At 45.0% G+C, this 17,724-nt stretch carries 10 protein-coding genes; all 10 read left to right on the top strand.

Annotated features, from left to right (window positions below; genetic code table 11):
- Positions 1 to 50: 50 nt before the first annotated feature.
- Entirely contained in the window at positions 51 to 1,766 is a 1,716-nt protein-coding gene (locus KCV26_08615; GenBank protein WZX35400.1) for a sodium:alanine symporter family protein, read from the top strand.
- 102 nt (positions 1,767 to 1,868) lie between these two features.
- Positions 1,869 to 2,435: an RNA polymerase sigma-70 factor gene (locus tag KCV26_08610; GenBank protein WZX35399.1), complete on the top strand. Its 567-nt coding sequence runs from the start codon at positions 1,869 to 1,871 to the stop codon at positions 2,433 to 2,435.
- A 70-nt stretch (positions 2,436 to 2,505) separates the two neighbouring features.
- On the top strand, positions 2,506 to 3,426 hold the full coding sequence (locus KCV26_08605) for a FecR family protein (protein ID WZX35398.1): 921 nt from the start codon (positions 2,506 to 2,508) through the stop codon (positions 3,424 to 3,426).
- Positions 3,427 to 3,579: 153 nt separating this feature from the next.
- Positions 3,580 to 7,407, top strand: a complete 3,828-nt coding sequence (locus tag KCV26_08600) for a TonB-dependent receptor (GenBank protein WZX35397.1) — start codon at positions 3,580 to 3,582, stop codon at positions 7,405 to 7,407.
- Between the two features lie 26 nt (positions 7,408 to 7,433).
- Entirely contained in the window at positions 7,434 to 9,080 is a 1,647-nt protein-coding gene (locus KCV26_08595) for a RagB/SusD family nutrient uptake outer membrane protein (protein WZX35396.1), read from the top strand.
- A gap of 157 nt (positions 9,081 to 9,237) precedes the next feature.
- Positions 9,238 to 10,872, top strand: a complete 1,635-nt coding sequence (locus tag KCV26_08590) for a hypothetical protein (GenBank protein WZX35395.1) — start codon at positions 9,238 to 9,240, stop codon at positions 10,870 to 10,872.
- A 62-nt stretch (positions 10,873 to 10,934) separates the two neighbouring features.
- Positions 10,935 to 13,799, top strand: coding sequence for a glycoside hydrolase family 2 (locus KCV26_08585; protein WZX35394.1), 2,865 nt, complete (start codon positions 10,935 to 10,937; stop codon positions 13,797 to 13,799).
- A gap of 128 nt (positions 13,800 to 13,927) precedes the next feature.
- Positions 13,928 to 15,406 carry a glycoside hydrolase gene (locus KCV26_08580; protein ID WZX35393.1) on the top strand — a complete coding sequence of 493 codons (1,479 nt, stop codon included), beginning with the start codon at positions 13,928 to 13,930 and terminating at the stop codon, positions 15,404 to 15,406.
- 39 nt (positions 15,407 to 15,445) lie between these two features.
- Positions 15,446 to 16,933, top strand: coding sequence for a glycoside hydrolase (locus KCV26_08575; GenBank protein ID WZX35392.1), 1,488 nt, complete (start codon positions 15,446 to 15,448; stop codon positions 16,931 to 16,933).
- Between the two features lie 39 nt (positions 16,934 to 16,972).
- Positions 16,973 to 17,722, top strand: a complete 750-nt coding sequence (locus KCV26_08570) for a hypothetical protein (GenBank protein WZX35391.1) — start codon at positions 16,973 to 16,975, stop codon at positions 17,720 to 17,722.
- The last annotated feature ends 2 nt before the right edge of the window (positions 17,723 to 17,724 follow it).

Below are 17,724 nucleotides of genomic sequence, written 5' to 3'. Positions count from 1 at the left end.
AGGGTAACATTATACTCGCGAAAGATGGCTATTAAAAACCACCTTATCATATGCAACAAATAAACGACTTCTTGACTACCCTGCATAACTACATCGGAGGAAACTACTGGTTTATTTTTCTCCTGTTGGGAACGGGTACCTTTTTTACTGTTTACCTCCGGTTTCCCCAGATCAGGTATTTCCGCCATGCCATTAAAATAGTAAAAGGCAAGTACGATAAATCAACAGACAAAGGAGACACCTCCCATTTTCAGGCACTGGCGACAGCATTATCCGGAACCGTGGGAACGGGAAACATTGCAGGAGTAGCTCTCGCCGTTCACCTGGGAGGGCCCGCCGCCATCTTCTGGATGCTGCTTACGGCTTTTCTTGGGATGTGTACGAAATTCGTGGAGGTAACGCTGTCTCATAAGTACCGTGATTTCGACGAAAAAGGCATGGTAGCCGGAGGCCCGATGTATTACATGAAAAAACGGCTTAACATTTCCATAAAAAACGGATACCGGATAAAAACCGGTTACTGGATGGGCGGCTTTTTTGCCGTAGCAACTGTCCTTTCATCCTTTGGATCGGGAAGTTTACCGCAGATAAACAGCATATCCAACTCCGTTTTCGCTACTTTCGGCATCAAGCACGTCATTACGGGAGCCATCATGGCTTTTTTCCTTGCCCTGATCATTATTGGTGGGATCAAACGGATTGCCAAGGTTACCGAACGGTTGGTTCCGTTTATGGCCATCTTTTACTTTGTGGGAGCATTAGCTGTTATCTTGTTTAATTACCAGAATATAATCCCCTCCTTCGCCTCTATCTTTCTTGACCTGTTCACGGGAACAGCTGCTACGGGAGGATTCTTAGGTGCGGGATTTGCTTTTGCTTTCAACCAGGGAGTAAACAGGGGGTTGTTTTCCAACGAATCCGGACAAGGCTCGGCACCCATTGCCCACGCTGCTGCCAAAGCGCATGAACCCGTTTCCGAAGGGATGGTGGCTATTCTGGAACCCTTTATCGACACGATCATTATATGTTTCTTGACGGGACTGGTATTGTTGTCATCTGGGGTGTGGAAAGAGAAACTGCCCAACCAGTTTCAGAAAACGGATATTGAAGTCTTGACAGCGCATTACAGTGAAAATAAACCGTCCGATGTCTCGCGTCTGGAGAATCACCTCAACCAGACAGCCAGACTTCCCCTTTTTAGCGGAAAGCTGGACATTAAAGACGGTCAGTTGCAGGAAAATGTATCCATCATCCATGCTCGTTCATTGGCCAGTGAGGTGGTGGTCCTGGAATCAGGGCAACCTTTCACGGGCCGGATCGATGTTGTAAATGGAAAAGTGACAACCACCCCCTATAATGTAACGTTCCGTGGGAACTCACTTATCCACAGTGCCCCGCTTACAACAGCCGCGTTCAGCAAGAGCTTCTTCGGCGATTTTGGAAAATACATCGTTTCTATCGGCTTGCTTTTGTTTGCCTTTTCCACGTCCATTGCCTGGTCGTATTACGGAGACAGGGCTGTAACTTATCTTTTCGGAGCCAATTATGTACTGATTTACCGCATAGTTTTCGTGATCGCCTTCTTTTTTGCGTCGTTTACCGATACTACTATCATCTGGAACGTGTCGCTACTCACGGTAGCGTTTATGGCCATTCCCAATCTTTTCGGCCTACTGGTGTTACACAGGGAAGTGAAATCAACAATAAAAGATTATTGGAAAGGATTCCGGCAAGAATATCCCGATGAAAAAACACCGGAAAAGTGACTTGTCTTTGAATTTGTTGGCCTGATCCTAAACAATATTTTTATCAAATAATTTCAATAGACAGTTTTTTGTGCCTATTTTTGCTTTATAAATTCAGGACTGATGAATTCTTTCTCTTCCGTACAACATTTCAATAATTTGTTTAACGAATATTATGATCGTTTTATTCGTTTCGCATGGGGATATGTAAAAGAGAAACAGGTTGCAGAAGATTTTGTATCGGAAGCTTTTACAACGTACTGGGAGAACAAGGAAGACCTTTTACCGGACACAAAGCCTCATGCTTACATTTTGTCTATAATTAAAAATAAATGCATCAATTATTTACAACACCTCCAGGTGCGTCAACGTGCCGAGAAAGAAATAAACGCTCACGCTGAATGGCTATTATCTACACGAATAAATACCTTACAGGCCTGCGATCCGGATTTCATTTTTTCAGACGAAATACAGAAAATTGTAGAATCCACCCTTAACAAATTACCCCAGAAAACACGCCAAGTATTTATTTTAAACCGATATCAGGGCTTATCCTACAAAGACATTGCCAACCAAATGGATTTGAGCACTAAAGCTATAGAATTTCATATGTCAAAAGCCTTGGCCCAACTTCGCTTTTCGTTAAAAGACTTCATTCACTTGTTGCTTTTTTTATTTTATTTTCAATAAAAAATACATTTTCCGTTAGGGTAATTCACTCCTGAACTGTTATACATATACAGGATAAAGAAACTAACGCGTGAACAAAGAACTTTTATACCGTTTCTTCGAGGGGAATGCTTCGGTTAATGAAGAAAAACAGATAAAGCAATGGCTTGATGCTTCTGAAGCCAATCATCGTGTATTCTTTCAAGAACGAAAAGTCTATGATGCAATCTTATTAACCACACGAGGGACCTCATTAAAACAAAAAAGGAAGGTCTTGCTGTCGCCATGGGCAACAGGAGCTGCAGCGGCTATAGCCCTGCTGCTCATCGTTAGCGGATTATACTTGCTCATCGGGAAAGATTCAACCGGACCGTACAACACCCTATTTGTACCGCCCGGCCAACGTATCAACCTCATCCTTGCCGATAATTCTAACGTATGGCTCAATTCGAATACCGAATTTCGCTATCCGTCCTCATTTTCAAAGAAAAACCGAACGGTATACCTGAACGGTGAAGCCTATTTCGATGTTAGCAAAAACGAAAAAAAACCGTTTATAGTAAAAACCGGCCAGGGGGATGTACGTGTTACCGGCACATCGTTTAATGTTGAAGCATACTCGCGATTCAATTCTTTCGAAACGAGTCTTTTTGAAGGAGGTGTGGAGATTTACAAAAATGAGGTTAAACTCGCGGCTTTAAAACCAAACGAAAAAGCAGTTCTGAGCAACAATGGATTATTAGTTGTGTCAAAAATAGAAGATACCGACGAATACCTCTGGAGAAACGGCCTGATCGCATTTAATAATAAACAGTTAGAAGAGATTCTTTTATCCCTCGAAAAATATTTCGATATAAAAATTCAAATCGATTCGAAAAAGTTACCGCAACACACATACACTGGAAAATTCCGTCAATCCGACGGTGTTGATTATGCATTGCGGGTGCTGCAAAGAAGCATCCGGTTCACTTACGAAAGAAACGAAGAAACAGGAACAATTTATATAAGATAAAACGTACTAAAACACGTGTGCCTATGAGATAAACGAATTACAGACCACCTGGAAAACAAGAATCGGCAAGCGCTGCAACGCTCACCGATTATGCGTTTTCGTCAACACAACCAAGAAATATTCAATGTATTAACTAAAAACAATTACAAATGTATGAAGAAAAACTATTCATTGGGTAATCATTTAACCGAAAAAGTGCCCATTAAACATTTTTTATTGATTATGCGAACAACCTTTATTTTATTGTTTACCTGCATCTTTTGCTCTATGGCCGAAATGAGCTACACTCAAAATGCCAGGGTGACGATCAATAAACGAAACGTAACACTCAAAGAAGTATTAAACGAGATTGAAAAGCAAACCGATTATCTGTTCATCTACAGCGACGAGGTAGATACGAACGAGAAGGTATCGGTAAAATCCAAACAACAAGCTGTTTCCAATGTACTCCATGCACTTTTAAAAAATAAAGACGTCAATTATGCGTTGGAAGGCAATCACATCCTCCTCTCCAAGAGAGCAGAAGGAGTAGCAGAAGGACTTGCCGATGCACAGCAACAGAAAAGGAAAATTACCGGGACAGTGGTGGATAATGCAGGCATACCTGTAATTGGCGCGAATATCCTGGAGGTAGGCACCACCAACGGAAACATTACGGACATAGATGGCAACTTTTCCTTAACTGTAGCGAACGACGCGGTAATCACCATTACCTATATCGGCTACCTCAATCAAACAATCCAAACTGCAGGCAAATCCAATTTCAACATCATCCTGATGGAAGACACACAAGCGTTGGATGAAGTGGTGGTGATTGGATACGGTACTGCCAAAAAGAAGGACTTAACCGGAGCAATCTCCGCCGTTGACGGTTCAATCGTATCCTCTCAGTCGGTATCTACGGTATCCCGCGCTCTTGAAGGCGCTGTAGCAGGCTTGCAGGTTTCTTCTGTAGACGGCCAGCCCGGTATGGATATGGGTATACGTGTACGCGGTGTGGGGTCGGCAAACCTAAACAGTTCTGTAGCGCTGGTTGTGATTGACGGAGTACCCGCGCAAAGCGACAACCCACTGTCAACCATCAATCCGAACGATATTCAAAGCATCACGGTATTAAAAGATGCGGCATCTACGGCACTATACGGTTCCCGTGGTGCAAACGGTGTGGTGCTTGTCACTACCAAGAGGGGAAAATCAGGTAAAACCAATATCTCATTTTCTGCCAAAGCAGGTTTCAATTCCGTGGGGCCATTTGACCTGGGAAAGATTGATAACGCAAAAGATTTTTATGAATTTGCATGGAAATCGATTTATAACTCATACCGTTATGGGGTAAACGGTACAGGACAACCGCAAAACTGGACCACCAATGTAAACAACCCCAATTATTCACATGAGCAGGCGGCAGAATTTGCCAGCCAGCATCTGTTCAACTACATTAATAAAGAATCGACATTTGGGACAAATCGATTTGGAAACTACATGGCATACCGCGTTCCGGGCGCAGTTTATGTAGATGAAACAAACGTAAGCGGAATTCCCGCCAAAACAATGACGGGTGCCTATCTGGTAGGCACCGACGGACGATTGAATCCCCAAGCTGAACTTCTGTATAACGACACATTCGACAAAGTACTGTTAAACGAGAACTTCAGGCAGGAATACAATATTTCAGCCAACGGAGGAACCGATAAGGTTGATTATTACGTATCTCTTGGTTACCTGTCTGACCCTTCTTATATCAGCAATTCAAAATTTGACCGGTTCAGCGGCAGATCAACCATAAACTCTCAGCTATTCAAATGGTTAAAAGTAGGAGCCAATGTTGGGTTTTCCAGAACTTCCACTGACAAAATGGGTACCACCTGGGGAAGAAACGCCGGCTCTAACCAAGGGAACGTATTTAGGTTTATCAACGGGTTTGCCCCCATTGTTCCCGTATATGCTTACAATGAAGACGGCAGTTACAGAACTCATCCCGAAGATGGCACAATATACAATTCCACGGCAGGAAGCACCTATTCACCAATTGGGGAAACGGGGGCATTGTATGGAAGCACCAACATCGCCTATGCGATGGAAAATGACAAATGGCAGGATGTGGCTGACATGCTTACTACCCGGTCATATGCTGAAATCAGTTTCTTGAATGATTTTAAATTTTTGGTGAACTTCTCGTTTGACAAGAACAATATTTCTCAGGTAAGATACGCCAATAGCGTAACCGGAGCGGCAAAGGACCAAGGAGGGATTTACAGGAGGCTGACTAACCAAACCATCATCAATACCCAGGAGATCCTAACTTATAACAAAGACTTTGACAAACACCATGTGGATGCCATGGCTGCACACGAATTCAATGACTGGAGAAATGAAGGCATTAACTGGGGATCCAGCTATGAATTGATCCCGGGATTTTTGGGTTCTGGAAACTTTGTAGGCCGATACGTCAATGCCAGAGGATTTGGAGGACCCGGATACGGAGACGACATTGAAAGAATGGAGAGTTACCTGGGCCGTGCCAATTACATCTACGACGAAAAGTACTACCTCTCCACTTCGATCCGTCGTGACGGTTCATCCAAGTTCAAGAAAAACAGGTGGGGTACATTCTGGTCGTTGGGTGCCGGTTGGCGCGTAACGTCCGAACCCTTCATGATGGGGACCAAAAACTGGCTGGACAACCTGAAATTGAGAACGAGCTACGGGGTAATCGGTAACTCCAATGCAATTGGCCGCTACAGCGGTTACAGGACCTGGGGCTACGGAGCGAGGTACACCGAAACATCAGCGGGTACGGGTACACCCAATGCCTATACAATGAGCGTAGGTGGTTTTGTGAACGATGCATTGACTTGGGAAAACACAAAGACTTTTGACGTAGGAATTGATTTCTCCTTGTTTAACCGGGTGCACGGTACCGTTGACTACTACAACCGACTTACCGACAACACATTCTACAACCAACAGGTGAACTATATGGCAGTTGGCCAGGAATCACTCCAATCCAACAGTGCAGCATTGCAGAACAACGGTTTTGAAGTAGAACTCGGGGTGGATATCATTCGCAGAAAAGACTTCTCCTGGACTATTTCTACAAACGGAACACACTACGCCACTACGTTAAAAGATGTACCGGCAGGTTCTATTCCGGAATATACTCCGGGTTTACCTCCCTATACCTACGAAGCTAACGGTGAAGGATGGTCAGCCAGCGGTGCTGGCAATGCGGCCAGCGGACAATACTACCTCAGAGGAGTAGGAAGAGACTGGTATAACTTGTGGATTTATAAGTATGGAGGTGTAGACCAGGAAACAGGGCTGCCTTTATTCTATCACAAAGTAAGCGAAAAGGATGTTACAGATGGCAAGTATCCCGGTGCAAAAGTGGGTGACGATGTCAAGACCAAGAATTACAACGAGGCTTCGAAATATGAAGTGGGCAGTGCCATTCCAACATGGATTGGCGGTTTTTCTACGACAATTAATTATAAAGGATTTGATTTGAGCGCCATGGCAGCATACCAATTGGGTGGTAAATACTACAGCGTAGAATATGGAAACGGCCTTTACAGAAGCAGTTATTACTTAAGGTACAATATCGGCGTCCTTTCAGAGGAATTGATCAACAACACCTGGACTCCTGAAAACAAAAATGCCAAATTCCCGATGCAATGGTACGGGGCGGATAATTACGACGGTTCAACCTTCGGTTCATGGAAATATACCGACATGGCCCTCTTCTCTGCATCCTATTTAAGGCTGAAGAATATCACATTAGGATATACATTGCCGGGTAAACTGCTGTCGAACTACCAAATCAGCAAGTTGCGCCTCTTTGTCTCTGCAGATAACATGTTTATGATCTCTGCGGCTAAGGGTGTTGACCCCAGTATGTCATTGACCGGTGGAATGGAAGTAGGTGCCTATACCTATCCTACCATGCAGACCGTATCATTTGGTGTAAATGTTGAATTATAATTAAACGCTATTAATTTTTGAAAATGATGAAAAAGATATTTCTATATTTTTTATTGATGGGTTTTCTGTTTTCCGCATGTGAAGACAGCTTGGAAGTTGCCCCACCCAATAACCTCACAGACGAAATGATCCAGGAGATCCTGGCTTCGGGAGACGAAGAAAGGATTAAACTGATAATGGGCGGATTGGTGGAAACACTGGATGCCAATTTCAGGCTGGCCGGTGATTATTCCGGATTTAGCAGTAATCCGACAAATCCCCTTACCAACCAGGATCTGTTTGGCAATCTTAGGGGAAATGATATTGTATTGGGAGAAGCCACATTGGGAAGTACCGGCACATATGAAACATATTATAACATAGATGCCAGCTTTGAACCATGGAAAGCCGACAGTAGGGGTACTACTTACACCTGGTGGTTATTGGCAGCAACTCCCCATACCAATGCAAACAAGGTGCTGGCCTATCTGGATAAACAAACCGTTGAACAAAGCGGCAGCAAATCGCTGAAGGATTATCGGGCACGGGCACTGACCGTTCGTGCATATGGATATATGTTGCTGATGGAAAGATTTCAAAAAGCATACTTACATGGAGGTAAAGAAGGAAAAGGAATGCCGATCTATACCGAATATGGAGTGAATACCCCTGTAGCCCCTGCATCTGCCACCGAAACCTACGACTTCATCAAAGCGGACCTGAAAGAAGCTGCTCAACTTTTTGCGGAGTCTCAAATCGGAAATGCGAGCGATGGATTTACCACTGACAAGCCAAACGATATTGACCGTGGAGTAGCACTCTTCTTTCTTGCCCGCACATCGCTCTGGACAGGCGATTATGCTACCTGTATCACAGCTACCCAGGAGATTTTGAATAAATATCCCAATTTTATTGCTGAAGAGTATTACGGCATTGATAACTCCCGTGTAAGCGCCTTAGCCGCAGGTACGGATGATGTGAGAGCCAACGACAATGCATTCAGCAGCCTCAGCAGAAATCCTGAAACCATCTTGGGCTGGGTTGACGGAAACGGAGCTCAAACCTATCAGTTTAGCAATTTCAACTGCTTTCTGGAAGGCAACGGAGGTTTAAGTGCATACCATATGCGAATAGACAACAGGTTGTATGAAAAGATGGATGACAACGATTACCGTAAAAGCAGGTTTATTACAACACCGGTAGCCTATACTTATCCTACGGACAATAGAGAAAGGGTGCTTCCCAAATACACCAACCTGAAATGGGGTGCTACCATTGCCAAACAGCATAACGTCAGGAACAATCAACTAAACTGTGACTATACCTATATCCGTTCTTCGGAAGTATTGTTGATGCTGGCTGAAGCACAGGCTCTTGCCGGCCAGGAGGGTGCTGCAAAAGCAACGCTTAACAAATTACTTGCCGCAAGAACAAAAGAGGGTTCACCGACATTGACGTGTGACAATTACTCGTCTATGGCTGGCCTTTCTGTGCTGGATATGGTCAAACTGCAGTGGAGGATCGAAATGTGGGGAGAAAACGGGCTTGAATATTCCAACAGCAAACGCTGGAACGTAGATATTGACCGTAACGGATCAACGGTTCACTGGTCATCCGGAAAAATCTACAAAGTGGAACATATGACCTATGAAATCCCTATTCAGGAGACCTCTACGAACCCGAATTGGTTCTAAATTCTATGTTCTCATAAATTTCTAATTATAAAGAGGGTAGAGATTTCTTAATCCCTACCCTCTTTATTCTAAAATTATCTGATTTGTGCAATTCCTCGAATCAGATCCGGTATTTTTTGTAACAATTTCAAAACACCTTTATCATCCGGGCAGTACTATGCAAAAAAAATATATCGTGTGCTTTTTGGTATCCTGGGGCATACTTCTATCGTTACAAGTTAATTCAGCTGAACCAGAAAGGAGATACCGGATTATTCACAACAACGACGGAAGTGATGCTCTGGGCAATTATTGGTTCCACAAACGGCCCCTCACTGTGCATGATGTGAATGCTTACGTCGACATGGTCAGCCATTCACAAGTGACTACCTACATGATGTGCACAGGCAGCGATTTTTTTTATTACCGCTCAAAGCATGGCCGTATATTGGGTGATGATCTTGACGGAAAGCTGGATTGTGGTAATGACACGGCTGCTACCCATCATTACAAAAGTTTTTACCTAAACCACCTGAATCTCGAAAAAGATGGTACTGATCTGATTGAAGCATCACTTAAACGAGCTAAGATGCACGGTATGGAAGCTTTTATCACCTATAGGATGAACGACCTTCATTTTAATGATACTACGTCCAATTGCCCCATAACTTATCCCAAATTCTGGTATGCACATCCTGAGTTTTGGACCAACGATGACACCCCCGGATTAAATGGTTCCAGGGCATTGGATTTTGCACATCCGGAAGTACGTGCCCATAAATTGGCGATCATTACCGAGCAACTGGAGAGATATGAGATGATTGACGGATTGGATCTGGATTTTATGCGTTTCATCGTCTATTTTAAACAAGGCGAAGGAAAGAAAAACGCTTTCCTGATGACCGAACTGATGAAAGAGGTAAAAGCCAAAGTGGATGAACTCTCTGAAAAAAGAGGAAAAAAAATACTCCTTTCCGTCAGGGTACCACTCACGGTCCGGGATTGCCTTGACAAGGGGCTCGACATCCAGGAGTGGATCCGTCTGGGGTTGGTCGACTTCATAACCATCGGAGTGCACTGGCGTGGCAACCCTTCCCTTCCGGTTGCACAATTTATCAAAGAACTGGGATCAACAACTGTCCCGGTCTATGCAACCATCGATGACGGAGGGTACAAACCTCGAGAGACCTTTTCGCACGGCATGTTCAGGGGAATGGCTTCCCATATCTTATCGCAGGGTGCCGATGGTATTTATCTTTTCAATCATTACTATGGAGCTTTTAACTCAACTTACCAAGGATTGTTGCACCTTGAAGAGGGAGGCCAGGTATGCCGGGTTATCTCACCTCATCTTATTCAGGAACTGGGATCCCCGGAGACACTTGCCTACAGGAACAAGATCTATTGCCTCTCCGATGGTGTAACCGAATATGGCATCAAACACATCTCCTCCTTACCCTTGGAGGTAAGATCCGATGATTTCTCCAAAGCCGAAATTTTTATTGGGGATGATCCCGGAAAGACCGTTCCCGAAGAGGTGATACTCTTTGTCAGGAGCAGTAAGCAGGCATCCTTTACATTAAAAGTCAACGGCAGGGACATAACCCATTCGGCGCCGGATTATGTCTCACTTTATGACAAAGGCAGGGGACTGATGGAAGGAGAATGCCAGTATGCATTTGTCCTACCCGTAGAAAGTATTCAACAGGGATACAATACCGTCGCTTTCCACGCAGCAGACTCATCTCTCCTGGTGAAACGTGTGGAAATCGCACTTAAATACGGAGATGTGAAAACACACGGATATTTTTAACGAACCTACAACCAAAAAAAATAAACAGTTTCAAAAACAACTCGAATAGTATTAAAAACAATATGGACAGACGATCTTTTATCATTCGTAGTGCGGCACTTTCCGCCGGTCTTGTAGCCACTGGGGGTGTTTCCCTGTTGGGATCCGACACACTTGTGGATACAAACGGAAAGCGTAGAGCCAATATCTATACCACATTTAAGAATCCGGATGCCAAATACCATCCTTTCGTCAGGTGGTGGTGGAACGGAAACAAAGTAGAAAAAAAAGAGATTATCAGAGAGTTACGCCTGTTGAAAGAAGCGGGTGTGGGTGGGGTTGAGATCAACCCTATCGACTTCCCTTCAACAGGAGATGATCTCGGCATCAAATCGATACGGTGGCTCAGTGACGAATGGATCGACCTGTTGCAGGTTACCTTCAATGAAGCTAAAAAACTGGATATGACCTGTGATCTGATCGTAGGTTCAGGTTGGCCTTTCGGTGCAGAAACGTTACCCCATGAAGAGCGTGCCCAGGTGGCACTGATACTCGCTGAGGAATTGGAAGGGCCAATGGACTATGAAGTCTCGCGTTACCATATTTTCAACGAGACGGATCCCGGAGTTACTGACACCTTTCCGGGCAGGACTTTTGAAATTCTTTCCCTGAAAATGGTTCCTGAACCCATGGAGAGTCTCGACCAGGTGATTGAATTATCGGACCAGCGGCATGAAGAACTTATCCAGGTTAAGGTGCCGGAAGGGAAGCATGTCTTTTATGCCTTGGTGAAAGTCAACTCCTTTGCCTCTGTGATCAACGGTGCACCCGGTGCTGCAGGTCCTATCCTGAACCATATGGACAAGGAAGCCGTAAAAAAGTACCTGAATCATATGTCCGACACCATCCAGAAAAAAACCGGCCCACTCTCCAACCACCTGAGGGCCTTCTTCACCGATTCGATGGAATTGGAGGGCTGTAACTGGAGTGCCGATCTCGCAGACGAGTTCAGAAAGAGAAGAGGTTACGACCTGATGCCCTATCTCCCTTTTACCATGTTCAAGGTCGGACGGCTGGGGGCTGTGGTGGATGAGAATTATGGCGTAAAGAAAAGTCCGGAGTTTGAAGAGATAATCCGTCGTGTCCGCTTTGACTTTGAATATACAAAGGCCGAATTGCTGTATGAACGTTTTACCCAAACCTACCTGGAGTGGTGTCGTGAACAAAACGTAAAATCAAGGGCTCAGGCCTACGGCAGGGGATTCTTCCCGTTGGAGACAAGCTTGGGGTACGACATCCCGGAAGGAGAATCGTGGACCACCAACTGGCTCCGCCACAAGCTCGGAGAAGAGATGTCGGATGAGGATTATCGCCGGGGGCGTGGTTATACCATGATCAACAAGTATGTTTCCTCCGCAGCACACCTTACCGGCAAACGATTGATCAGCTGTGAAGAGATGACCAACACTTACCTTGTTTTTAATGCTACATTGGAATTACTAAAAATAGGTTCGGATCAGGCAATCATGTCGGGGATTACCCATTCCATATGGCACGGATTCAACTATTCACCCCCGGAGGCACCTTTCCCGGGGTGGGTACAATACGGCTCCTACTATAACGAAAACAACAACTGGTGGCCCTATTTCAAGTACCTGAATCGCTACAAGGCCCGAATCTCATCTTTGTTACAGCATGCCGACATGTATACCGATATAGCCATACTGCCGGCCAACTACGACATGTGGGGTGAGATGGGTGTACAGACAGACCCCTTCCCCGAAAAACTGAATATCCCCTACACTTCCATCATCTGGGAATCTATCAATAAGAATGGAGGAGCAGCCGATTATGTAACCGAAAAAATCATTCAAGAGGCAAAAATTGAAAAAGGAAAACTCTGCTACGGACCCAAAAAGTACGGCATTTTGTTTTTGCCGGAGGTGAAGAGTATGTTTCCCGACACCTTGGCCAAGCTCTACGAGTTTGTCCGCGGGGGAGGAAAAATATTCGCTATTGAGTGCCTGCCAGAGAAATCATTGGGCCTGCACAATTACAAGGAGAACGACAAAAAGGTAAGCGCCTGGACGGATAAACTTCGTGCATATTCCGACCGCTTTGTCCTGACTCCCAAACCGGATGATCTCCGCTACCTGGAGTGGTATACCGGCTTACAGCAAAAATACCAACTGCCCCATTACCTGGAAATCAGCCGGCCCGACCGTTATCTGATGCAGACTCGTTATCAGGCAGATGACAAAAGTGAGATCTTCTTCTTCTCCAATGCCCACAAGCATGAAAACAGAGACACCCGGATCACTTTCTCCAAAGAAATTACCCGGGGACGTAATCCCTGGATACTGGATCCCGAGACGGGTAAATCGTATCGGTTGAAGCTTGATGGCAATAGCCTGCAATTAAACCTGGGGCCGGCAGAGTCCCGCATCATTGTCTTCAACAAAGAGCGGAAAGGTGAATATTGGGAAGAGCTGCCCTTGAATCACCCGGCCGCACAGTTCCTAAACAACAACTGGGAGGTGGAGCTCCGCCACAGCCGGGAGAAGTGGGTGAAGAGCACACAAATGGAAACATTACAGGATTTAAAAGATACCGAGCATGTCCGTTTCACCGGCACTGTGGTTTACAAGAAACGAATCCAGATTCATAAGAAAGGAGCCATTCTGAATCTGGGAAAGGTATCCGGTGTATCCGAACTGTTTGTCAATGGGAAATCACAAGGAGTAAAATGGTACGGTAACCGTATTTACAAGCTGGGTGATGATGTAAAAACCGGAGAGAATGAAATCGAGGTGCATGTCATCACAACCATGGGTAATTATATGCAGGCATTAACTGACAACCCCACTGCCCAGAAATACACGAACCGGAAAGGCAGGGAACAGGAAATCCAATCGATGGGACTGGTTGGACCTGTTACAGTTTATTAATCATTAGCAAATAAATACGTGATTAAAGCGAATTCACTAAGGTTAGGCTATTCCTCTCTACGGCATAAAGGAACAGTTCCATGTAGCCTAACTTAAAATATAAAATATAAAACATAAAATATAAACAAATGAAAAGAATAAAAACTGTTTTTCTGACACTTGCGGTGTTTTCTATTTTGCATCTATCAGCCGCTGAATACAAAGCATCATACTTTGGTATTAAGTCCAACGGCACCACGTTAAACACCACCTCTATTCAGAAGGCTATCGATTACATCCACGAAAAGGGAGGCGGCACACTGGTTTTCTATGTGGGGCGCTACCTGACCGGCACCATCGAATTGAAATCGAATGTGCATATTGTGCTCCGGGAAGGGGCCATACTGGTAGGATCAACCAACATATACGATTACAACATCGAAGAACCCATTTTTATGCCGGCATTGGTGTACGCCAACAAGGCAAGCAACATCTCCATAACCGGGAAGGGTGTGATTGACGGGCAGGGAGCCGAGGTGGCTTACAACTTGGTTGACCAGGTCCACAAGGGGATTGTTGAGGACAAGTTACAATTAGACCGTCCTGCAACCAGACGGCCAGGCGGTATTTATTTCCGGGAGTGTAACCATGTATCCATTAGCGGAATTACCATTAAGAACACCGCCTTTTGGGTTCAAACGTACGATCAGTGCGAGAATTTGCGAATTGACGGAATCACGGTCGACAGCAAAGTATTCTGGAACAATGACGGGCTGGATATTGTCGACTGCAAGGACGTAGTAGTGAGCAACTCTTTTATCGATGCTTCGGACGATGCCATCTGTTTCAAATCGCACGATAAAACCAAACGATGTGAGAATATCGAGGTGCGTAACTGCGTAGCCCGTTCAAGTGCCAACGGCATCAAATTCGGGACGGTCACTTCGGGCGGATACAAGAACATCCGCATCATCAACAACAAAGTATACGACACTTTCCGTTCCGCTTTTACTATTGCCACTCCCGATGGAGGAAAGGTGGAAGACATCTTTGTGGACAGCCTTTACGCTTATAATACCGGGAATGCTATTTTCTTACGTATCGGAACACGCTGGAATAAAGACAAACAAGGAACCATTGATAATGTTACCATCCAGAACATGTATGCGGAAATTCCTGCCACCAAACCGGACGCCGGCTACGGATACGAAGGACCGATCGAAGACCTTCCCCGCAACGTATCTCCCGCCGTCATATACGGTATCCCGGGAGTAGACATCAACAACGTGACCCTGCGCAATATCGAAATTGTGTACCCCGGCGGCAGCAATCCGAACTATGCCTATCGCGGTACTAAACCCGCAGACCTGGACAGTATCCCGGAATTGATTGACTCCTATCCGGAATTTTCCAACTGGAAGGAATTGCCGGCATGGGGGCTCTATGTACGTCACGCCAGCAATCTCACCTTGGAGAATGTGACCTTCACTGCCAAAGAGAAAGATTACCGTCCCGCCGTTGTGTTTGACGACGTAAAAGGAGCTACATTGTCCAGAATGCAATACAATGTTCCGGGCAGAGGAAAAGATCTCATCCGTCATAAATCAACCCGTATCATTCAAAAATAAGCTTAAATCAGATTTATTCATCAATCAGCAACAACAATCATGAGTAAGATAAATATATATTTTTCGATCGTGTTCATACTTCTTGCCACTCATCTCCAGGCAAAAGATTACAATGTATCCGACTTTGGAGCAAAAGCCGACGGAACAACGGTTAACACAAGAACCATACAAAGAGCCATCGATTACGTAAGTGAAAACGGAGGCGGCCGCCTCGTTTTTCAGGTAGGCAATTACGTGACGGGAAGCATTTACCTGAAATCGAACGTGACCCTTCATCTGGAACCGGGTGCGACCATACTGGGATCCACCAATCCGCTGGATTATGTGATTGACCCCAAAATCAAGTGGTCCTCCATGATTTTTGCCGTGAATCAGGAGAACATCGGAATTACCGGTAAAGGGACCATAAACGGACGGGGATTCACTACGGCCAACAACCTGGTCAGCCTGATCCACCGCGGCATTTTTGAAGATGAGCTCTTGCTCGACAGGCCCAGGGAGTGGAGACGGCCGGAGAATATCTACTTCCGGGAGTGTGTCAACGTCACCATCACCGGTATCACTCTTCGCGACCCGGCCAGCTGGAACCAGACCTACGACCAGTGTAAGAATGTGTATGTAGATGGTATCTATGTAGATAGCAAAGCATACTGGAACAACGACGGAATCGACATCGTCGATTGTGACGGGGTAACCATTAAAAACTCCTATTTCGATGCAGCTGACGATGTTATCTGTTTCAAATCGCACGATGCTAAAAGTATTTGTCAGAATGTGGTAGTGGAGAACTGTGTAGGCCGTTCCAGCGCAAATGGAATCAAGTTTGGCACCGTATCCCGAGGAGGATTCAGGAACTTTAAAATTAAAAACGTGACCATATTTGACACGTTTCGTTCTGCCATCACTTTTGCTGCGGTAGACGGGGGAATCATCGAGGATATTGAGGTGGACAGCATCCGCTCCATCAATACCGGCAACGTTATTTTCCTACGTATAGGTGACCGCTGGAGCAGCGGCAAGCAACCCAGTATGAAGAATGTCCGCATTTCCAATGTATATGCAGAAGTACCGATGTCAAAACCCGATGCGGGTTATAACTACGAGGGCCCGGTGGAAGATAATCCGCGCAACATCTCTCCCGCCGTAATATTCGGGCTTCCCGACCATAAAATCGAGGATGTAGTATTGAAGAACATCGAAATTGTATATCCGGGTGCCGGCAATCCGTTATATGCATATCGCGGCACCAGCCAGACTGAACTGGACAGTATCCCCGACATGCGTGAAAGATACCCTGAATTCTCACAATGGAAAGAACTACCCGCATGGGGATTCTATGTACGTCATGCCGACGGTGTGGTATTCGACAACGTAAGACTGGTTGCCGAGAAAAAAGACTACCGTCCTTCGATAGTAATCGACAATGTGGACGGAGCTACTTTCCGCAACGTAGAGTTTATTGAACCCGAAAGCAAAAACAAAAAGCAGATTATTCAAAACCGTTCCAAAAATGTAACGATCCAATAATGCTGTTTACCCCATTCAACCATTAAAAGACAAAACAAAATGAGCAAAAAAATAGTTATTACCTGCGTCGCTTTAATCCTCACACTCTCAATGTTCGCAAAGGATTACAAAGCATCCCTGTTTGACATCAAATCAGATGGCGTCACCTTAAATACAGCATCCATACAATACGCCATTGATTATATCAGTGCCAATGGAGGCGGACAACTCAACTTCTATGTAGGACGCTACCTCACAGGCAGTTTTCACTTAAAGCCCAACGTAACGATCCAACTGCATGAAGGTGCTGTATTGGTCGCTTTTCAGTCAATTTATGATTACGTTAGTGTCAACAACACCCAGGCACTTATCCTGGCGGACAACGTTGAGAATATTGGCATCACCGGTAAAGGAGTCATTGAAGGACATGGACAAGGGGTATTGAAAAGCATTACCGATCAGGTAGAGAAAGGACACCTCGAAAAAAGTGCAATACAAACCAGACCGGCATTGATTCATTTCAACGGATGCAGTAACATCAAACTGGAAGGACTTATCCTGCGGGATGCCTGCGGAGATATACAAACCTATTCCGGCTGTAAAAACATCAACATTAACAACATTACAGTAGAGAGCAAGGCAGTGCCCGGAAGCAAAGGGATGGTAATTTCCAACTGTGATGGCGTAACCCTCAGCAATTCCTATTTCGACACCACAGGCAATGAGATAGACACAAACCAGGCATCAAGAAATGTGTCGGTAAAGGAAACCATCAATTCCAAAGGTAAAAAGCTTCAATCCAAAAGATAAAA

Origin of the sequence: Petrimonas sulfuriphila, assembly GCA_038561985.1 — a bacterium.
Taxonomy (GTDB): Bacteria; Bacteroidota; Bacteroidia; order Bacteroidales; family Dysgonomonadaceae; genus Petrimonas; species Petrimonas sulfuriphila.
This window is presented reverse-complemented; position numbering and strand designations above follow the sequence as displayed.